The sequence below is a fragment of the Embleya sp. NPDC020630 genome, from assembly GCF_044334985.1.
In the GTDB taxonomy this organism is placed as follows: Bacteria; Actinomycetota; Actinomycetes; order Streptomycetales; family Streptomycetaceae; genus Embleya.
Map to the genome: position 1 here is coordinate 245,913 of NZ_JBIRUB010000006.1, position 19,804 is coordinate 265,716.

General features: G+C 72.0%; 15 protein-coding genes. 8 read left to right on the forward strand and 7 right to left on the reverse strand.

Annotated features, from left to right (window positions below):
* Positions 1-36: 36 nt before the first annotated feature.
* Positions 37-2,208: a transporter substrate-binding domain-containing protein gene (locus ACH4XV_RS22530; protein ID WP_395792462.1), complete on the reverse strand. Its 2,172-nt coding sequence runs from the start codon at positions 2,206-2,208 to the stop codon at positions 37-39.
* Positions 2,209-2,343: 135 nt separating this feature from the next.
* On the opposite strand from ACH4XV_RS22530, the gene ACH4XV_RS22535 reads away from it, so the two are divergent.
* Positions 2,344-3,813 (forward strand): S28 family serine protease, encoded by a 1,470-nt coding sequence (locus ACH4XV_RS22535; RefSeq protein ID WP_395792464.1) that lies wholly within the window; start codon positions 2,344-2,346, stop codon positions 3,811-3,813.
* 56 nt (positions 3,814-3,869) lie between these two features.
* Here the strand turns inward: ACH4XV_RS22535 and msrA are convergent, their stop codons facing one another.
* The 3 genes from msrA to ACH4XV_RS22550 all read right to left on the reverse strand — a co-directional run bounded on the left by msrA (position 3,870) and on the right by ACH4XV_RS22550 (position 7,836).
* Positions 3,870-4,382, reverse strand: coding sequence for a peptide-methionine (S)-S-oxide reductase MsrA (gene msrA / locus ACH4XV_RS22540; RefSeq protein ID WP_395792466.1), 513 nt, complete (start codon positions 4,380-4,382; stop codon positions 3,870-3,872).
* Between the two features lie 109 nt (positions 4,383-4,491).
* On the reverse strand, positions 4,492-6,249 hold the full coding sequence (locus tag ACH4XV_RS22545; protein WP_395792468.1) for an alpha/beta hydrolase: 1,758 nt from the start codon (positions 6,247-6,249) through the stop codon (positions 4,492-4,494).
* Between the two features lie 132 nt (positions 6,250-6,381).
* Complete coding sequence (locus ACH4XV_RS22550) at positions 6,382-7,836, reverse strand: amidase (RefSeq protein WP_395792938.1); 1,455 nt, start codon at positions 7,834-7,836, stop codon at positions 6,382-6,384.
* Positions 7,837-7,963: 127 nt separating this feature from the next.
* Between ACH4XV_RS22550 and ACH4XV_RS22555 the strand changes: the two genes are divergently transcribed.
* Both ACH4XV_RS22555 and ACH4XV_RS22560 read left to right on the forward strand, forming a co-directional pair.
* Positions 7,964-8,560, forward strand: a complete 597-nt coding sequence (locus tag ACH4XV_RS22555; protein ID WP_395792469.1) for a TetR/AcrR family transcriptional regulator — start codon at positions 7,964-7,966, stop codon at positions 8,558-8,560.
* Positions 8,561-9,456: 896 nt separating this feature from the next.
* Positions 9,457-10,332 (forward strand): hypothetical protein, encoded by an 876-nt coding sequence (locus ACH4XV_RS22560; RefSeq protein ID WP_395792471.1) that lies wholly within the window; start codon positions 9,457-9,459, stop codon positions 10,330-10,332.
* 615 nt (positions 10,333-10,947) lie between these two features.
* On the opposite strand, the gene ACH4XV_RS22565 is transcribed toward ACH4XV_RS22560, so the two are convergent.
* Positions 10,948-11,322 (reverse strand): VOC family protein, encoded by a 375-nt coding sequence (locus ACH4XV_RS22565; RefSeq protein WP_395792473.1) that lies wholly within the window; start codon positions 11,320-11,322, stop codon positions 10,948-10,950.
* Positions 11,323-11,561: 239 nt separating this feature from the next.
* On the opposite strand from ACH4XV_RS22565, the gene ACH4XV_RS22570 reads away from it, so the two are divergent.
* The 3 genes from ACH4XV_RS22570 (at position 11,562) to ACH4XV_RS22580 (ending at position 15,132) form a co-directional block, all read left to right on the forward strand.
* A complete protein-coding gene (locus tag ACH4XV_RS22570) occupies positions 11,562-13,019 on the forward strand; it encodes an aminopeptidase P family protein (RefSeq protein WP_395792475.1) in 1,458 nt (485 codons plus the stop codon).
* Positions 13,020-13,329: 310 nt separating this feature from the next.
* On the forward strand, positions 13,330-13,698 hold the full coding sequence (locus ACH4XV_RS22575) for a hypothetical protein (RefSeq protein ID WP_395792477.1): 369 nt from the start codon (positions 13,330-13,332) through the stop codon (positions 13,696-13,698).
* Between the two features lie 237 nt (positions 13,699-13,935).
* Positions 13,936-15,132: a sensor histidine kinase gene (locus ACH4XV_RS22580; RefSeq protein WP_395792479.1), complete on the forward strand. Its 1,197-nt coding sequence runs from the start codon at positions 13,936-13,938 to the stop codon at positions 15,130-15,132.
* Between the two features lie 32 nt (positions 15,133-15,164).
* On the opposite strand, the gene ACH4XV_RS22585 is transcribed toward ACH4XV_RS22580, so the two are convergent.
* Entirely contained in the window at positions 15,165-16,508 is a 1,344-nt protein-coding gene (locus ACH4XV_RS22585) for a GAF domain-containing protein (RefSeq protein WP_395792481.1), read from the reverse strand.
* A gap of 172 nt (positions 16,509-16,680) precedes the next feature.
* Between ACH4XV_RS22585 and ACH4XV_RS22590 the strand changes: the two genes are divergently transcribed.
* On the forward strand, positions 16,681-17,490 hold the full coding sequence (locus ACH4XV_RS22590) for an alpha/beta fold hydrolase (protein ID WP_395792483.1): 810 nt from the start codon (positions 16,681-16,683) through the stop codon (positions 17,488-17,490).
* 99 nt (positions 17,491-17,589) lie between these two features.
* Positions 17,590-18,528 (forward strand): SAM-dependent methyltransferase, encoded by a 939-nt coding sequence (locus ACH4XV_RS22595; protein ID WP_395792485.1) that lies wholly within the window; start codon positions 17,590-17,592, stop codon positions 18,526-18,528.
* A 304-nt stretch (positions 18,529-18,832) separates the two neighbouring features.
* On the opposite strand, the gene ACH4XV_RS22600 is transcribed toward ACH4XV_RS22595, so the two are convergent.
* On the reverse strand, positions 18,833-19,591 hold the full coding sequence (locus ACH4XV_RS22600; RefSeq protein WP_395792487.1) for a DeoR/GlpR family DNA-binding transcription regulator: 759 nt from the start codon (positions 19,589-19,591) through the stop codon (positions 18,833-18,835).
* Positions 19,592-19,804: the final 213 nt, after the last annotated feature.

Below are 19,804 nucleotides of genomic sequence, written 5' to 3' on the forward strand. Positions count from 1 at the left end.
GCGGCGCCGTCGGGTTCGGGGCGGCGGGTCGCCGGGTCAGCCGCCGTTGACCGTGACGCGCGGGACGGCGCCCGCGCCGAGTTGCCGGCGGTCCAGGATCGCCCGGTATTCCCCGGTTTGCAGCAGGCGCTCCAGCGCCTGCCGCACCGCGTCCCGCAGCGCGGTGTCGGACTTGCGCAGGGCGATGCCGTACGGCAGGGGGTCGATCTGCTCGCCCACGACTTCGAGGGCACCGCCCGAGGTCCGAGCGCCGTTCACCGCCACGGGGAGGTCGAACACGCCCACGTCCGCGCCGCCTTGGGCGATCTGCCGCGTGGCGGCCTCGATGCCGTCGTACTTGGTCGGGCTCGACGTACCGGGCCCGCAGCGGGTGGTTGCGCGGGTGACGATGTCCTCCTGGACCGCGCCGCGTTGCACCGCCACCTTCGCGCCGCACAGGTCGGCCGGGGTGCGAATGCCCCGGGGGTTGCCCTTCGGGACCAGGAACACGCTGCCGGCGGTGAAGTAGTCGACGAAGTCGACCGTGTTCGACCGCTCCTTGGTGTCGAACATCGACGACACGACCAGGTCGATCCGACCCGAAGTCAGCGACGGGATCAGGGCGTCGAATTGGGTGTTCTCCAACCGCGGCTTCACACCCAGCAGTTGCCCGATCGCACCGATCAGATCGGCGGACATGCCGATGACGCTCCGGCCGTCGGTGTCCAGGTACTCGTTGGGTGGGTAGGCGGCGTCCACGCCGATGACGAGGGGCCGTCCGGACCGGTACGGCTCGGGGAGGAGGTGGGCCAATGGGGCGGGGACGGGCGATTGTGCGCCGGCGCCGGTGCCGTTCGGCGCCGAGGCGGATGTGGTCGGGGGCGGGGGTGAACCGGTGCCGGACGGCGGCGGGTTCGCGGCCTTGCCCGCGCCGCCGGCGCCCTTGCCGTCGTCGCGGGTGAACAGATACGTACCGCCGCCGGCGAGCGCGGCGGCCACGACGGAACCGCCGATCAGGAGGCGGCGGCGCGCGATGCCGGGGCTCGATGGGGCCGGCGGGATGGGCCCGGGGACGTACGCGGGCCGGACGGGTGGCGGCGGGGGAATCATCGGCGGCTCCGACGGGCGGGCCGGGGGTTGGTCGGGCCGGGACGACGGGGTGGCTACCGGGCCGACGGTGGTGGTTGCCGACGGTGCGTCGGCCGGGAGGTCGGAGCGGTGCGGGGGTCGAAGGTCGGTCGACGGCGCGTCGGTTGGCGGCACGTCGGTTGGCGCCGCGTCGGTCGGCGGGGTGTCCGTCGGGCCCGTCGCATTCGTCGCGCCCGGTGCCACCGGCGCCGCCCCACCGCTCGCCGCCGCCGTCGCGGAACGGCTCCGGACCAGCGCGGAGTGTGCCGGCGGCAGCCAGTCCGCACCCATCGGGCGGGCCGCGGTGCCCAGCATCTCGAGGATCTGCGCCGGGATGGGCCGCTCGGCCGGATCCCGACGTAGACACGCGGCCACCACCGGCCTCAATTCCTCGGGGACGGCGTCCGGATCGGGGTCCTGGAACACCACCCGGAACATCAGCTGCGCCGCGTCGCCGAACCCGAACGGGGAGCGTCCGGTCGTCGCGTGCGCGACCACGAGGCCGAGCGCGAACACGTCACTCGCCGGCCCGACCTCGTCGCCCCTGGCCTGCTCGGGCGACAGGAACCCGGGGGTGCCGACCAGGTGTCCCGTCCGGGTCGGCCCGTTCGCCTCCCGCACCATCCGGGCGATGCCGAAGTCGATCACCCGGGGGCCGTCGGAGGCCAACAGCACGTTGGAGGGCTTGAGATCGCGGTGCACCAGCCCCACGGCGTGGATCGCGGCCAGCGATTCGGCCAGTCCGGCGGCGAGCAGTCGCGCGCTCGACGCGGGCAGCGGGCCGTGCGCGGCTATCGTCTCGGTCAAAGAGGGGCCGGCGATGTACTCGGTCGCCAACCACGGCGCCTCGGCGTCTGCGTCCGCGTCGACGAACGCGGCGGTCCAGAAGCCGCCGATGCGGCGCATCGCGGCGATCTCCGAGGCGAACCGGCGGCGATAGTGCGGATCCTCGGCCAGGTCGCCCAGGACCACCTTGATCGCGACGAGCCGCCCGCCGGGCGAACGGCCCAGGTACACCTGTCCCATGCCCCCGGCGCCCAGCCGGCCGAGCACCGCGAAGGACCCGATCCGGGACGGGTCCCCGACGCCGATCGATTCCACGCCGTACCCCCGTCGTCGAGCTGCCGATCCGTTCGAGGGCTCACCGTACGCGATGGGTCGTCTCCCCCGGCCGGGGGAGGCGTTTCCCCCGTTCCGGGGATCCGGCGACATGGGAGAGCGGGCTTTCCTGGGGACATGAAAAACGCAAGGCTTGATCGAGACCGGGCGCCGCGCGACCCGGGCGGCGTGCAGTGGGCCCCGGGTGGGGCGCGGCGGGCCTTCGGCGGCGGCACGACGCTGCGGGGCCGGCGCAGGCTCGCGGCGTGGGCGGTGGGCGCGGCGGTGTTGGTGCTGTCGGGGTCCGGCACGGCGGTGGCGGCCCCGGTGCAGGTCGCGGCCGGCGGCGCGGCGGCGGAGAGCAGCGGGATCGACATCCGGGACCGGATCGCCGCGATACCGGGCATGCGGGTGGTGGCCGAAAAGCCCGCCGCGCCGGGCATCCGCTATTTCGAGCTGACCTATCGCCAGCCCGACGACCACCGACACCCCGAGCGGGGATCCTTCGAGCAACGCCTGAGTCTGCAACACCGCTCGACCGAGCGGCCGATGGTCCTGTACACCAGCGGCTACGACCTGGGCGCCGGAGCAAGCTTTCGCTCCGAGCCGGCGACCCTGCTCGACGGCAACCAGATCTATACCGAACAGCGCTACTTCGGCACCTCCCGGCCCGTCGACCCCACCGATCCCGCCGACATGTCCGACCTGAACATCCGCCAGGCGGCCGACGATCACCATCGGCTGATCCAGGCACTGAAGTCGATCTATCGGGGCTCCTGGATTTCCACCGGCGGCAGCAAGGGCGGCATGGCCACCGTCTACCACCGGCGGTTCCACCCCGACGACGTGGACGGCAGCGTGGTCTACTCCGCGCCGAACAACGTCGACGACCGCGACGACAGCGCGTACGACACGTTCCTGGCCCGGGTCGGCACGCCCGAGTGCCGGGCCGCGCTGCAAGCGGTGCAGCGCGAGGCGCTCCTGCGGCGCGACGAGATGACGACCCGCTACGCCCAGTGGGCGGCGGCGAACGCGCAGACCTTCGAGACGCTCGGCAGCGTCGACCGGGCCTTCGAACTCGCGGTGCTCCGCCTGCCGATGATGTTCTGGATGTACGCGGGCGAGCCGAAGTGCGCCGGGATACCCGGGCCGGGTGCGTCCGCCGACGAGCTTTACGCATGGGTCGACGGCGTCACCCGGCTCGCGGTCTACGCCGATGAGAGCGTCGCGTTCTTCCGGCCGTACTTCCACCAACTCGGCACCCAGCTGGGCTACATGCAGCTCGCCACGCCCCATCTGGACGGCCTGCTGCGCTACCCCGGCATCCAGGAGGTGCGCAACTACCTGCCGGCGGGCACCGCGCTGCGCTTCGACTCCGGCGCGATGCCCGACATCGACCGCTGGGTCCGCCACCGCAGCGATCGCATCCTGTTCGTCTACGGCGAGAACGACCCGGTACGCGCCGAGCCGTTCCGACCGGGACCGGGCAGCCGGGACACCCGGGTCCTGATCGCGCCGCATACGGGCCACGGCGCGCGCCTGGGCACCCTCACCCCGGACGACGCCGCGCAGGCGAGCACCACGCTGCGCCGATGGGCCGGGGCCTGAGCCGGACCGGGGTGCGAGTCGGCCCGGGCCAGGGCCCGGCGGGTGCCCGGGCGGGGTCAGGCGCGGTCGCGGTGCGGGAGCTTCCAGCCCGGGCGCGGGAAGTGGCAGGTGTACCCGTTCGGGTAGCGCTCCAGGTAGTCCTGGTGCTCGGGCTCGGCCTGCCAGAAGTCGCCCAGCGGCTCCAGCTCGGTGACCACCTTGCCCGGCCACAGGCCGCTGGCCTCGACGTCCGCGATCGTCTCCAGCGCCGTCGCCTGCTGCTGCTCGTCGGCGTAGAAGATCGCCGAGCGGTAGCTGCGACCGATGTCGTTGCCCTGACGATCGCGGGTCGTCGGGTCGTGGATCTGGAAGAAGAACTCCAGGATGTCGCGATAGCTCGTCACCGAGGGGTCGAACAGGATCTCGATCGCCTCGGCATGGTCACCGTGGTTGCGGTAGGTGGCGTTCGGGACGTCCCCGCCCGAGTAGCCCACGCGGGTGGCCGTCACCCCGGGCTGCTTGCGGACCAGGTCCTGCATCCCCCAGAAGCAACCTCCGGCCAGAACCGCCTTCTCCACTCCAGCACTCATCTCGCAACTCCTGACCGACGCCGGTAATCACTCCTTCAATCGTATCGATCCCTACCCGAATGGCGGCGGGTGCGACGGATGCGGTGAACGTGGGCCGGGCCACACGGGGTCAGCCGCCGATGCGATCGAAGCCTTCGTCGACGCCCGGGAGGCCGGCGGACCCGGGAAGGCCCTGCATACCGGGCACCCCCGGCAGTCCGGGCACACCCGGGCCGCCCGCCACCGGGGGTGCCTGCACGGTCGCCGAGACCGGGTCCGGCTCGTCGGCGCAGACCGTGCCGCGTGGCGGGAGGGTCAGGTCCGTCAGGTAGCGGACGGTCGCCGCCTGCGCACACGCGCTGCGACCGAAGGCGGTGTGCCCCTCGGCACGGAACGTGAGCAGCCGCGCATTGTCCAAGCGCTCCGACAGCGCGACCGCGTCCTGATACGGGGTGTCGGGGTCACCCGTGGTCCCGAGCACGAGGATGGGCGCGGAGCCCCACGCCCGATACGAGCCCCGGTGCCGGCTGACGCGTTCGCCGCTCCACTGCGCACACGCCGGCGCGTGGTTGTGGTCGTAGGTCGGCGGCCCGAACCCGATCGGCGGGCCGAGCAGCGGCGCGTCGCGCACATTGGCCAGCACGTTCCGCTCCAGCCGGCCCGGGTCGCGCGGGTAGGCCCGGTCGATGCACTCGACCACGACGTTCGCGGTGAGGAAGTCGAAGCTCGCCGCCGACGGCGGTCGCAGCAGGAAGGCGGTACCGTCACGCAACTCCGCCTGCCGCAGGGCCGCGCCGAACCCGGGCCACACCGCCTTGCCCCCGTTGATGTTGAACATCAGCCGGTAGGCGAGCGTGTACCCGTTCGCCGCCACGCCCGACGGGGTGGGCACCGGGTGTGCGTCCAACTCCCGCATCAGGCGCTCGAACGCGCCGCGCGCGTCCCCTTGGCCGAACCCGCAGCGCACCGGCTCGGCGCTGCACCAGTCGAGGAAGCGCCCCATCGCCGCGTCCAGCGCGAGGTATTGCGGCCGGTCGTACTCGTACGGGCGCTCCGCGTAGTGCACCGGATCGTAGGCACCGTCCAGGGCCATGGCCCGCACCCGGCCGGGATACCGATCGGCATAGACGGTGCCGATGTAGGACCCGAACGAGCGTCCGTAGAAGGACAATCGCCGCTCTCCCAGCGCCCGGCGCAGCAGGTCCAGGTCGCGCGCCACGTAGTCGGTGCCCATGAACGGCAGTACGTCGCCGGCCTTTGCCGCGCAGGCCGCGTCGAAGTCCCGCGCCGTCGCCACCGCCCGATCGAACCCGTCGGGGCCGGGCCGACCCGGCGATTGTGCGACCTCGCGCGAGTAGGTGGCGTCGTCCCAGCACTCGTACGGCGCGCTGCGCCCGATGCCGCGCGCGTCGAAGCCGAACACATCGAAACGTTCCCGCAACTCGGCCGGCAGGGAGGCGTGGTTCCCGCGCACGAAGTCCACCCCGGAGTTGCCCGGCCCACCGGGTTGGAGCACCAACGTCCCCAGCCGCCGCGTCGGGTCCGCGGCCCGGTGGCGAATCACCGCGAGGGTGAGACGACGCCCATCCGGTTCCCGATAGTCCAAGGGGACGGAGGCATTCGCGCATTCGAAGCCGGCGTCCTCGACGCAGGGACTCCAGGCCAGGGTGGGGGCCGCCGTCACCTCCCCCGGTTCCGGTTTCGGTTTCGGTTCCGCTGTCGCGTTCGCCGAGGCGTCGACCACGCCGCCCCCGACCATCGCGAGGGCGACAGCCGCGACGGCGGCGGTTCGCCGGTACAGCGCCCGCCACCTCGCGCGCGCCGAACGGCGGGTCGGCTCGTGCACCGATTCGTGGGCCGGATCGAACACACGGCGGTGGCGTGTCATGCTCGTCGATTCCCTTCGCCGGACGGATTCGCACTCGTGTTCTTTTCCCCGGGGCACCACCGCCCGCACCACCTCCGCCGATCGGAACTCCCGCTACCTCAACGCGAGAACCCTTAAGCGGACACGCGGCGATCACCCACCCGCGCGCGGATCCACCGGCGTCAGTGTGCCCAGCCGGTCCTCGACGGCCTGGGCCGCGTCCAGGCAGAGGTCCTCCCGGAACGCGCGCCCGACGATCTGCGCCCCGGTGGGGAGGCCGTCGACCACCCCGGTGGGCACCGCCACCGCCGGCAGGCCGACGAAGCTGGTCACCGTACACAGCCGCATCGCCGACGCCACCCGATCCCGACCGGCCCGGTCCCGCGATTCCAGACCGGGTTCGACCGGGGGCTCGGTGAAGGACGGGCCGAGCAACAGCGGGTATTCGTCGAGGAATTCGGCCCAGGAACGACGGATGTTCAGCCAGGTGCCCATCAGCTTCACCAACTCGTCCGCGGTCGCCGGCGGGGTGCGCTCCATCGCCATCCCGATATAGCGGTCCCCGCCCGGGCCGAGCAGCGTGCGCACCACCGGCCAGGTCGGCGCGAACTCGGTCAGGGTGATCAGGTCGTACGCCTCCAGGGCCTCGTCCAGGCGCGGTACGTCCGGCACTTCGCGGACGTCGTAGCCGGCGTCCCGCAGCGCGTCGGCCGCCGCCTCGACCGCTCCGCGCACGGCCGGGTGTACGCCGCGTCCGCCGGGATCCGCCACCACCGCGACCCGCACCGGCCCGGCGATGGGCGGACCGTACGGCGGCACCGGCAGGGCACGCGGATCGCGGGGGTCGGCGCCGGCCAACACCTCGTACACCGCGCGCAGATCGCCCACCCCACGCGCCAACGGCCCATCGGTGACCAGGATTTGCGTCGCCGGGCCGGGATCGTCCGGCCCCAGGACCCGATGGTCCGCCGGGAACCGTCCCGTCGACGGCTTCAGCGCGGCCACTCCGCAGAACTGGGCCGGGATCCGCAACGACCCGCCGGAGTCGTTGCCGAGCCCGATCGCGGCCATCCCGGCGGCCACCGCCACCGCGTCGCCGCCGCTGCTGCCGCCCGGGGTGCGGCCGGGGTGCCAGGGGTTGACCGTGTCGCCGAAGAGTTCGCTGCGGGTGTGCATCCCGGCCAGGATCAAGGTCGGTATGTTGGCCCGCCCGATCGGGATCGCCCCGGCCGCCCGCAACCGCGCCACGGGCGGCGCGTCCGCCGCGGCCACCAGGTCCCGGAAGCGCGGCACGCCGAACGTGGTCGGCACGCCGGCCACGGCGGTGCTCTCCTTCACGGTGAAGGGCACCCCCGCGAGCGGCCCCAGCACCTCTCCGGCGGCGCGCCGACGATCCGTGCGCAGGGCCTGCGCGCGAGCTTGGTCGGCGAGCACCCGGGTGATCGCGTTCAGCTCCGGGTCGACCTCGGCGATCCGCCCCAGGTGCGCGTCGACGAGGTCGACGGCCGAGACGACCCCGTCCCGCACGGCCTGCGCCTGCGCCGTGGCGGACATGGCCCACAGCTGCTCCGACGTGGTGCGCGCTTCTGCACTTTCGCCCCGGCCCATGTGTCCCGTCGTTTCCATCGTTCCTTCGCTTCCGTCGTTCCGATGCAACTGCATCGGAACGATAGCCTGGAAACCGATGCACCCGCATAGCAATTACGCGCACCACGACCGGAAGGGCGCAGCAGCCATGCCCAGACAGGTGGACCACGCGAGCCGACGCCGCCTCATCGCCGAGGCCGTATGCCGGCTCGCCGACGAACGCGGACTCGAAGGCGTGACCCTGCGCGACGTCGCCGCGCGCGCCGAGGTGTCGATGGGCGCGGTCCAGCGCTGCTTCCGGACCAAGGAGGAGATGCTCGTCTTCGCCCTCGGCCACGTCGGCGAACAGGTCGCCGCCCGGGTACGGGCCCGCCTGGTCCGCAGCCCCGCCCAGTCGGCCGCCACCGCCCTCGGCCACGCTGCCTCCGAGTTCGCCCTGCTCCGCGACGAACACCGCGCCGAGGCCCGCGTCTGGCTGGCGTTCCTGGCCCAGGCCGCGATCAGCGCCCCGCTGGCCGAGATCCTCAAGGCCAACTACGCCGCGCTGGAGGAATCCTTCACCCACCTGATCACCACGGCCGCCACCACCCCGAATCCCCCCATCCCCCTGGACCCCCACCACGAGGCCCGCACCCTCCTGGCCCTCGCCGACGGCCTCACCACCCACGTCCTCCTCGGCCACCTGACCCCACCCGAAGCCGAGGCCGTCCTAGACACGCACCTGACGAAACTGTGGGCGGCATAGGGCACGGGCAACCGCCGCCGCAGCCCTGCGGCCGGCGCCGAGGCGGATCCGGGAGGGGCGGGGCGGCCGGCAAGGCCGCCGGGGAGCCTGACCGAGCGGGTCGGGTGCTGCTTGGCGGGGGTGCGCTTCCGGTTGCGGGCCGGCTGGTGCGGGGCTGGTCCGGGCCGGTAGTGGGCCGCCGGGGTGCGGGGCTCCGAGACTTCGGCTTTCGGCGAGGCAGGTGTACTGGTCGGCGAAAAAGCGGCCGGCAGCGGCGGGCAGGGAAGGCGGTCAGGTCGAGTCCCCCGAGGGGCCCTCCCGAGTGGGTCTGGTCTGGTGCTTTCGGCGCGCGTTGCGCCTTGAGCTGTGGGTGGCCGGTCCGGGGCTTGTCAGAGTCGGTGATGGGCCGCCGCCGGTGTGCGGGACCCGAGGCCCCGGGGCTTGCGGCGACACGTCCGCGCTGCTCGGTGAAAACCGGCCGGCAGCGGCGGGGAGGGTGGTCGGGTCGGGTTCTCCGGGGGCCTTCCCGGGTGGGCCGGGGTGCTTCGGGGGCGTTTGGAGGGGGTTGGGGGTTCGGAACCGGATCGCGGTGGGTGGTTTTGGGCCTCGGGCTTCGGTGACCTGCGGTTTTGCAATATGCGGGCGGGAATTGGGGTGTCGAGTGCGGGTTTCGTGGGGCTGTTGGCTTCGGATACGTCGCTGCGATACGGGCGGCGGCTGAAAAGTCATACGCCCACCGACGTCCCACGGCAGGCAGGCTGGAACAACCGGGCAAACCAACGGCAATCCCGATCGGATGGATTTCGTCTGCTTTGACGCGGACTTCGTTGTCGGCTTCCTGGAGTGTCGCCGGCGGGCGGTATTTTGCGGCGACCCATGTGACACACATCGAAACATCGATAGGAGCGCTCATCGTGATGCCCGAGACGACCGTGGTGACTGACCCTGACGGGTGGGATGCCGCGCTGACCGGCGCCTTCGAGATACTGCTCGACGGCCGGCCGGCCGTTGATCCCGCTGCCCGGTACGGGGTGTACTACGTCTCGGATTCATTCGACGAGTTCCTGTTCCCGAATTCCTGGATCACCCCTGCTGCGTTGGTGGGTCGGGAATCGAGGCAATTGCCGGATCCGGACGGGGAATACCCCTTCTCTCCGTGGGCATGGCGATTCGACCTGCGCGAGTCGCTGTTCCTCTTCGACGCCGACCTTCTGGCCGGGGCGGGACCGTGGGGTCACGGTGGGCACAAGGGTCGACGCCCGTTCGACGATGCCTTCGTCGCCGACTTGCGGACCCTTTCGGCGGTGGATGAGGCCGATGAAGTCTTGGTCTACGGCGCGGAGTTGGGGGCGCTCCTGGACCGCCATGGGGTCGACCTGACCGACAAGGCATCCGAGAAATTGAACGGCTGGCTGTCCGTGCTGCTGCGGGTCGCCACCGACGGCACTCCGACCGACGCGATGCGGGCCGCCACCTTCACCGGGCGCGGCCCCGAGCATCTGGTGTCGATCCACGACATGAATGCCGTCCGCACCGCCGCCGAGCCCTGGGAGGAAAGCCTGAGTGCGGTCGCACATCCCGCCCTCCGCGACCATCTCCGCATGCTCTGCCTCAGCGAAAGCGACGCACGAAGCGAGGGCGGCTTCTACTACGGCAGCGGCCGCTGGCCGTGGACCGATGTCCTGGAAGCGGTCGGCTGTTCCCTTGTCGCAGGCTGGGGGTTCGGCGAGTCCCAGGCCGGCGTGGCCGTTGTGCAGTTGCCCGAGAGAGCGGACACATCCGGGACAAAGTGAGTACGCCCGCTGTCACGGCGAATCGGCGCCCTCTCCGGGCGCCGATGTGCCCACCCGGCTGAAACGGCAGGTCGCACAGCTACGCCGGCGCCGCGAGTGTCCTCACTCACCGTGCAGGATCACGGACGGCGCCCGACCGCAGTCGGGTGGCGAGTTCAATGGATTTTCGGCCCACCGAAGCTTGCTGACCTGCGGTTTTCTCTCACCCCGCGTCCGCAACACCCCACGCAATCCGGATTCGTGCACTTTCACCGAACCTCCACCGCCCAACCCCCCTCGGGAACGCACGCCCGGCGAACCCAACCCGAGCACCCACCCCGCCCGCCGCTGCTGGTCGCTTTCTCGCCGACCGACACGCCCGTCTCCTCGGGACCTCGAAGTCTCGGAGCCCCGCACGCCGGCGGCGGCCCACCACCGACTCAGACCCGCCCCGCACCAGCCACCCGCAACCCAAAGCCCAACGCGCGCCGAAAACACCCGACCCACTCGGGAAAGCCCCCGACGGACTCGCTCCGACCGCCCGCTCTCCCCACCCCTGCCCAGGCCCGCCCGCCCCGAGCCGGAGCCAAATCCCGGCCCCGACCTCGACCTCGACCCACGTCGCCTACCTCGGCCTCAGTGGAAGCACAAGCAGAACGGGTGGCCCGCCGGGTCTGCCAGTACTCGCCAGTTGGCTCCCTCGCGGACCTGGTCCGTGCGTTCCAGGACCGTTGCGCCGAGGGCCACGGCGCGCTTTTCCTCGCCGTCGAGGTCGTCCACGTCGAAGTCCAGGTGGAGTTGTTGCGGGGCCTGTTGGCCCGGCCATTCCGGTGGGCGGTAGCCCTCCACGCGTTGGCAGGCCAGTGGCGTGCCCTCGAAGCCGTGTACCTCGATCCAGTCCGGGTCGTTCGCATCCGCGACCACCCGGCCCCCGAGAAGTTCGGCGTAGAACTGCGCGAGCCGTGCCGGATCGGCGCAGTCCAGTGCGATCGCCTGCAGCTTTCGAATCACTTCGACCCCCTGTGTCTCCTCGGCCACTGTCCGCGGCACCGTACCCGAGGGGTCGTACCCACCGCCCCGGTGGCCATGCCCGACCACGCGCCGGCCTGCCGGGGGTCGCGCCCGGGCGTCGGGAAGAATGGGTGGGAACGTGCGATCGACAACCGATCGGCAGTCGAGTCCGGAAGTCCGGAAAACTCGAAGATCGAGAAGCCCGGAAGTCCGGAAGTCCAGAGGTTCAGGAGGCAGGCGTGGGTGCCGAGAAGCGGTCGTCCGACGAAGAGCGGGCGCAGGCCATCAAGCAGCGCAAGAACGGCCTCTACCGCGGCGAGGTGTCGGAGGAGCTGGCCGCGAACATGCGCACCGGGTGGGCCGACACCGAGCGCGTCGACTTGGCGCCGATCGAGCAGGCGCCGAACACGGCCCGCCGCCGCGCGGCTCTGTCGGCCCGGTTCCCGGGTGAGCGTCTGGTGATCCCGGCGGGCAATCTCAAGACCCGGTCCAACGACACCGAGTACCCCTTCCGGGCATCGACCGAATACGCGTACCTCACCGGCGACCTGACCCAGGACGGCGTCCTCGTCCTCGAACCGGTCGCCGACGGTCACGAGGCGGTTTTGTACCTGCTGCCCCGGTCGGACCGGGGCAACGGCGAGTTCTGGCTGGACGGGCAGGGCGAGCTGTGGGTCGGTCGGCGCGCCGGGTTGGCCGAGGGCGAGCTGCTGTACGGGCTGCCGTGTCGGGACGTGCGCAAGGTCGTCGAGGAGCTGACCTCGGCCGAGGGGCCCGTGCGTGTGGTGCGCGGTCACGACGCGGGGCTGGAGAGCGCCCTGGGCGAGCGCCTCGACGCCGGGCGGGACGAGGAGCTGCGGGTCTTCCTGGCCGATGAGCGGCTGGTCAAGGACACGTTCGAGATCGGGCAGCTCCAGGCCGCGGTCGATTCGACGGTGCGCGGTTTCGAGGACGTGGTCCGGGTCCTGGATCGGGCCGAGGCCACCTCGGAGCGGTACATCGAGGGCACCTTCTTCCTGCGCGCGCGGCTGGAGGGCAACGACGTCGGCTACGGCTCGATCTGCGCCGCCGGGCCGCACGCGACCACGCTGCACTGGGTCCGCAACGACGGCGCGGCGCGGGCGGGCGATCTGCTGCTCCTGGACGCGGGTGTCGAGACGCACACCCTCTACACCGCCGACGTGACCCGTACGCTGCCCGTCTCGGGCCGCTTCACCGCGCTTCAGCGCCGCATCTACGACGCCGTGTTCGCCGCGCAGGAAGCGGGCATCGCCGCGGTGCGGCCCGGCGCCAAGTACCGGGAGTTCCACGACGAGGCACAGCGTGTACTCGCCGAGCACCTGGTCGAGTGGGGCTTGGTCGAGGGCCCGGTGGAGCGGGTGTTGGAGCTGGGTCTGCAGCGCCGGTGGACGCTGCACGGCACCGGCCACATGCTCGGTCTGGACGTGCACGACTGCGCGGTGGCGCGGACCGAGTCGTACGTCGACGGCGCGCTGGAGCCGGGCATGTGCCTGACCGTCGAGCCCGGCCTGTACTTCCAGGCCGACGACCTGACCGTGCCCGAGGAGTATCGCGGGATCGGCATCCGGATCGAGGACGACATCCTGGTGACCGAGGACGGCAACCGGAACATGTCCGCCGCCCTGCCGCGCGGCGCCGACGAGATCGAGTCGTGGATGGCCCGCCTGCGCGGCTGACCCCACCCAGCCGGCATCACACCACGACACGGGCCGCCCTCCCCGGACACGCCTCGGGGCGGGCGGCCCGCCCCACGCCGCCCCGCGAACCGTCATGGCGACCCGAACACCCCACGTGCACCCGGCTGTTGCCACCCGCCCCCGTCGCTTTTCGGCCGCACGCCGACGATCACCGGCCAATCCCCGCGGCAGCGCCAAGCGTTATCGACCGGTGACCTTCGCGGGGTGCGGGGATTGCCATGATCATCTTCGCGGCGCGCAATCCGGCCCGCCGCCGCGTGAAACGCACATCCACCAGGAAAGAGAAGCGATGCGCAAGAAGATCGCCGCGACGCTCGCGACAGGTGCCCTGACGGTGACGATGGCCGCGGGGGCCGTCGTGACCGGTGCCGGCACCGCGTCCGCCGGGACGAACGGGCAGCAGATCCACTTCGTGGACCTGTACGGCAAGACCCAGTCGATTCGCATCGAGGGTCCCAACCAGAACGGCCAGTGGGCCGCGCTCTGCGTCAACACGCCGAGCGAGCACAAGTACGTCGACGGCTGGTGGTGGAAGGGCAACATCACCTTCACCCACTACGCGTACTCCGACTGCCAGTTCCAGTACCAGAGCCAAAAGACCGAGTACGTGGCGCCGTACCTGCCGAACACCGACTGGTTCCTCACCACCAACCGGTAGTCGTCCGGCTCGGGATCGAACACCCGTCGGCGACCGGCCACTTGGTCGGTCGTCGGCCGGGGCGTACGGACACGGCACCGCGACGGCGAGGCGGGCGGCCTCGGGAGTCGACCTCGCCTCCCCCGTGGATCGCGCTCAGGTCGTGCCTCCGTGCGCACCACATTCGACCTGCGGTGGACGTGGCGATGAGCGCGCAGGGTGATGCCGAACCCGCGCTCCGGGTCGTACCGTCGCCCCGTGCAACGAATCTATGCCTGGCTGCGGGCACATCCCCTGTGGGTCGACTCGGTGTGCACCATCCCGGCGTTCGGCCTCGGTGTTCTCCAGATCCTGTCCTACGAGTACGGCATCGTCATGTCGCTCTGGGCCTACACGATCGTGGTGACCCTGAGTCTGGGCATGGCGCTGCACCGGGTCCGGTTCCGAGTGGCGACGATGCTCGTGGTCGGGGCCGGGGTGGCCCAGTTGCTCTGCGACGGGACGATCACGTTCGCGAACTACGCGATGCTGGTGATCGTGTACACGGCCGCCAAGTCCGGGCCGCGTTGGCTCTCCCGGGCCGCGCTCGCCGCCACGGTGTCGGCGCCGGCGGTGCTGCTGGTGCGTTTCCCGCACGCCGACGGCGGGACCTTCAGGGCCAACCTGTCCGCGTCCGGCTTCATCGTCGTACTGCTCGCCATCTCCTGGGTGTTGGGCGATTCGATGCGTACCCGGCGCGCGTTCTACGCCGAGTTGATCGACCGGGCCGCACGCCTGGAGGTCGAGCGCGACCAGCAGGCGCGGCTCGCCGCGGCGGCCGAACGGGCCCGGATCGCCCGCGAGTTGCACGACGTGGTCGCGCACAACGTCTCGGTGATGGTGGTCCAGGCCGACGGCGCCGCGTACGCGATCGACGCCGCGCCCGACGCGGCCCGGGAGGCCCTGGGCGCGATCGCCGCCACCGGCCGCGAGGCGCTCGCCGAGATGCGGCGCCTGCTGGGTGTACTGCGTTCCGAGAGCGATGTCGAGACGTTCGTGCCCCAGCCCGGCGTCGACCAACTCGACGAGTTGCTCACCCGGGTCCGCGGCGCGGGCCTGACGGTCGACCTGCACGTCGAGGGCCGACCCGTCGAACTGTCCCAGGGCATCGGCCTGACCGTGTACCGCATCGTCCAGGAGGCCCTGACCAACACCCGCAAACACGGCGGGCCCGGCGCCGGCGCCCGGGTCGTCCTGCGCTACACGGGCGAGGACATCGAACTCGACGTGCGCGACGACGGCCGCGGCGCGGCGGCTCCCGGCGACGGCATGGGCCACGGCCTGGTCGGCATGAACGAACGGGTCGCCCTGTTCGGCGGTCGCCTCGAAACCGGCCCCTACCCGGCGGGCGGCTGGCGCGTACACGCCCTGCTCCCCACCCGCCCCCGCACACCCGCCCTCCCGGGCCGCCCATGAACGACACACGGCCACCCACCCGCAGCGCCCGCTCAGCCCGCCGCCGTACCCGCCCACCGCATCGCCGTGTCCACGTCGGCCGTCTCGACGACTCGGTTCCGCAGCCGTTCGTGCAGCGCGGCCCGCAGTTCGAGGACGCGCGGCGCCGTCGAGCCGGGCAGCAGCGGCCCCCGGTAGCGGTCCAGGAGGGTGTCGGCCGTGGTGTTCCGATTCGACAACGCGTGGTCCAGGTCGAGGAAGTCGGCCTCGCAGTCGCCGGTCAGCCGATACGGGTCCGACGCCAGCCGATGGCCCAGGATCGCGCGCAGCCGGGCGAGTTCGGCCCGCACCGTGGCCGGGCGACCGGTCGGGCCGTACACCGCGTCGGTGATCGCCTTCGCCGTCATCCCGCCCGGTTCGCTCAGCAGGGTGGTGACGATCTCCGCGTGGCGGCGGGTGAGTTCGTGGGTGGCGCCGGCCACGTGCAGCCGCGCCCGGCGCAGCCCGAGCGCCTCGAGGCGCATCGGCGCGGCGGTCACCGGCCCGGAGGCGCCGTCCTCGGCGATGAGCAGGAACAGGCCGCCCGCGGCCAGCCGTTCGACGAGCACGAGTTGTCCGCCGGGCAGCAACATCGGGCCTTCGCCGACCGGCATCGGGAGCCGATTGGGCAACCAGCCGGGCGGATCCGCGCGCACCACGCGCCCGCCGGCGTCGACGATCGCGCTGCGGGTGCCCAGGCGGCGGGCGATGCGCTCGACGTAGCGGGTGCGTACCCGCATCTCCTCGCGCAGCCGGACCGTCTCCAACTCCGACTGGGCCAACCGCCGGGCGGTGTCGAGCAGGGGGATCGCCAGTGGCTGCCAGTGCCGTTCGGGGCAGGTGAAGTCCAGGATCCCGAGCAGGTCGCCGCTGATCGGGTCGTGGATGGGCGTGGCGGTGCAGGTGTAGGCCGTGGCCGCGGACAGGAAGTGCTCGGCGCCGAACACCTGGAACGGCCGACCGGTCGCCAGCGCGGAGCCCACCCCGCTCGTGCCCGCCGCGTCCTCGCTCCACAGCGCGCCCGGCAGCAGGTGCACCCGCTCGGCCGAGCGCAGCGACGTGTGGTCGCCCTGTACCCACAGCAGGTGGCCCCGGGCGTCGCTGAGGAACAACAACCGGCCCGGATCCTCGGTCAGTCCGCCCAGCGAGCGGCGCAGCAGCGGCCAGATCCCGGTGAGCGCGTGTTCCTCGCGGTGGCGGGCCAGTTCGTCGTCGTCGAGGCACACCGGCGGCAGGTAGGCGTCGGGTGCCAGCCCGTGTCGCCGGGCGCGCGACCACGAAGCCCGGATCGGGCCGCGCACCCCCGATGCCGTGCCGCCGCTCAGCGCCCGTTCCCGTGCGTCCGATCGGTGTGCCATGGAGTCATCATGCCGGCACGGTCGGTCGCCGGCCGGGCGGGTGTCGTCGCGGGTTCTGCAACGTTGGTGCAACCCCCCTGCGACGTCTGGCGGAACGGCTCCCGGCTCGCGCAGACTGCCGGCAGTGCGGCGCGGCGAACGGGGTGCCGTGACCGAGACCGGAGGAGATGGCGTGCCCTACCTGGAACTGTCCGACACCGTCCCGCTCTACTACGAGGAGCACGGCGAGGGCCGGCCCGTCGTCCTGCTGCACGGATGGACGATGAACGGCACCTTCTGGTCCGGGAACGTGGCCGCGCTGGCGGCGGAGAACCGGGTCATCGTGCCGGACTTCCGCGGCCACGGCCGGTCCGGGAAGACGCCCGAGGGTCATTCCCTGGACCAGTACGCCCGCGACATCCGCGAGTTGGTTCGGGCCCTCGATCTCGCCGAGGTGACCGTGGTCGGTTGGTCGATGGGTACCTCGGTACTGCTGTCGTATGTGCGGCAGTTCGGGTGTGAGGGGCTGCGCGGCGCGGTGTTCGTCGATCAGTCGCCGCGCTTTTTGGACGGCCCCGACTGGGAGTTCCCGCTGCTCGGCGGGTATTCCCCCACCGATCTGGCGGTGTTCGCGCAGACCGTACGGCACGGTCGGCCGATCGCGGTGAAGCCGTTCATCGAGGCGTGTTTCGCCGAACCCCCGGCCGCCGAGGCGGTGGACGCGGTATACGCGGAGACCACCCAGACGCACACGTCGTCCGCGCTCGACGTCTGGATGGACATGGCGCACTCGGACTGGCGGTCGGTGCTGCCGCAGGTGACGGTGCCGACCCTGCTGGTCTACGGCGAGCGCAGCCGGGTCTTCCCGGGTGATCTGGCCGGGTGGCTGGCGGGTGTGTTGCCCGATGCGCGGATCGAGAGGTTCCCCACCAGCGGGCACGTACCCTTCGTCGAGGAACACGAGCACTTCGACGCAGTCGTCACGGATTTCCTCCGCCGCTGATCTCCCCCGGCGTACCGGAGGAATACGCGGGCCCGCCCGGGCGGGTACCCCCGCCTCGCCCGATCCGGGCGGCCCGTGACCCGAGAATCGGGAAGGCCGATGATTGTGATGCCCCAGCAGGCGCCGGAGACCCGATCGTGCGTGGGCCGGCCGGTGCCGGTCCGACCGCCGGTCCAGGTGCCCGCGACGCGCCGGTCCGGACTGCGCACCGATCTGCCGCATCCCGCGCGCATGTACGACTACTACCTGGGCGGCAAGAACAACTTCGGGGTCGATCGCGAGGCCGCCGACGCGGTGCTCGGGGCGGCTCCCGAGGTGCGCGCGATGGCTCGGGCGAATCGGGCGTTCCTGCGTCGCGCGGTGTCGTTCGCGGCGGGGTGCGGGATCCGCCAGTTCCTGGACATCGGGGTCGGCATGCCCACCGCCCACGACACGTACGAGTGCGCGGTGGCGGCCACCGAGGAGGCGCGGGCGGTGTACGTGGACAACGATCCGCTGGTGCTCGCGCACGCCCGGGCGTTGTCCGGTCGGCCCGGTCGGGTGCGGGTGGTGGAGGGCGATCTCCGCGATCCGCACGCGCTGTTGGCGCGGGTGTCCGGGCGTTCGGGGCTGGATCTGGATCGGCCGGTGGCGGTGGTGCTGACCGCGGTGTTGCACTACCTGTCGGACGCGGACGATCCCCGGGCCGTGGTGGGCGCGTTGGCGGGTGCGCTGGTGCCGGGCAGCATGCTGGTGCTCTCGCATGTCGCCGCGGATCTGCGGCCGGAGGCGGCGCGGGCCACGGCCGAGGCGTATCGCCGCTGCGCCGCCCCGCTGTTCCCGCGCACGGCCGCGCAGGTACGGGCGCTGTTCCCGGGCCTGGACCCGGTCCGGCCCGGCGTGGTGCCGATCTCGTCCTGGCGCGCCGACCGACTTCCGCGTCCGCTGGTGGAGCGGGAGTGGATGTACGCGGGGGTGGCGCACAAGCCGCCTCCAGGACGCCGGGAGTGCTCGGGTGCGGGTCGTGTCCCCGCCCGGGCACTGCGCCCCTGCGCCTGAGCCGGTCGCAGCCCCGCAGGGGAGGGCTGCGACCGGCTCGGAAACGGGCGGGTCCGCCCACGCACGCCGGCCGCCGGGTCGGCGTGCGTGGGCAGCCCGCGAGCCCGGCTCCGGATCGCCCGCCCTGGCGCAAAGACTGCCCAGCCGCGCCGTCGAACCATCGCGGCACAGCCGGGTCGAACCGCCCGCACCGCCGCCTCGCACCGTCCCCGCACGACCACGCCGAACCACCCGGACCGCCGCGCCGAACGGCCCCTGCACCGCCGCCTCGGACCGCCCCCGCACCGCCGACAACGATCGCCCCTCAGACCACCGTCACCGCGACCCCCGCCTCCGTGATCCGGGCCAGTTCGTCCTTCGGTGCGTCCGCGTCCGTGACCAGGTGGCCGATCCCGGACAGCGGGCAGATGCGGGCCAGGGTGGCCTTTCCGATCTTGGAGTGGTCCGCCACCACGATGGTGTGGTTGCTGCGGTCGGTGAAGGCCCGGTCGGTGGCGGCCTCGAGTTGGTCGTGCGTGGTGCAGCCGTGTGCGGCGCTGATGCCGTCCACGCCCAGGAAGGTCACGTCGGTGTAGTAGTCGGCGAGGGTCTTCTCGGCGATCGGGCCGACCAGTTCGTAGCTCTCCTTGCGGGCGGTGCCGCCGATCACCACGAGCGTGACGTCCTTGTGCAGGACCAGTTCGGCGGCGATGTTCACCGCGTTGGTGACGATGGTGACCGGTCCGCGCTCGGCCAGAATGCGGGCGATCTCGGTGGCGGTGGAGCCGCCGGTCAGGCCGACCACGGCCTCCGCCGGGACCAGGGCCGCCGCGGCGCGGGCGATCGCCAGCTTCTCCGGTCGGCGGCGTTCGCTGCGGTACTGCATCGGCGTCTCCAGGCCGATGTTGCCCACGGACGCCCCGCCGTGGGTACGGCGCAGCAGGTTCACCGCGTCCAGGTGTTGGAGGTCGCGGCGCACGGTGGCTCCCGAGACCGCCAGGATCGCGGACAACTCCTCGACGCTCACGCTCCCGTGTGCGGCAACGTGTTCGAGGATGCGCGCGTGGCGCTCGGTTCTCAACATCCGCGCAGCATATCCGTGCGCATTCGCGCAGTCACGGGTCGGGGGACGGCATTTCCGGCCTCCGTATGGCAACTCCCGTGAGCATTGTGCGCACTGACGATCTCTTGACATGACGAATGTTGCTCGATTTACTGCTCCGACGCCGAGCAGCGCAATCGGCGTCAAAGGTACGCCCAGCCGGTAGTCGGCGTGAAGCCGCAAGCCCGGACAAAG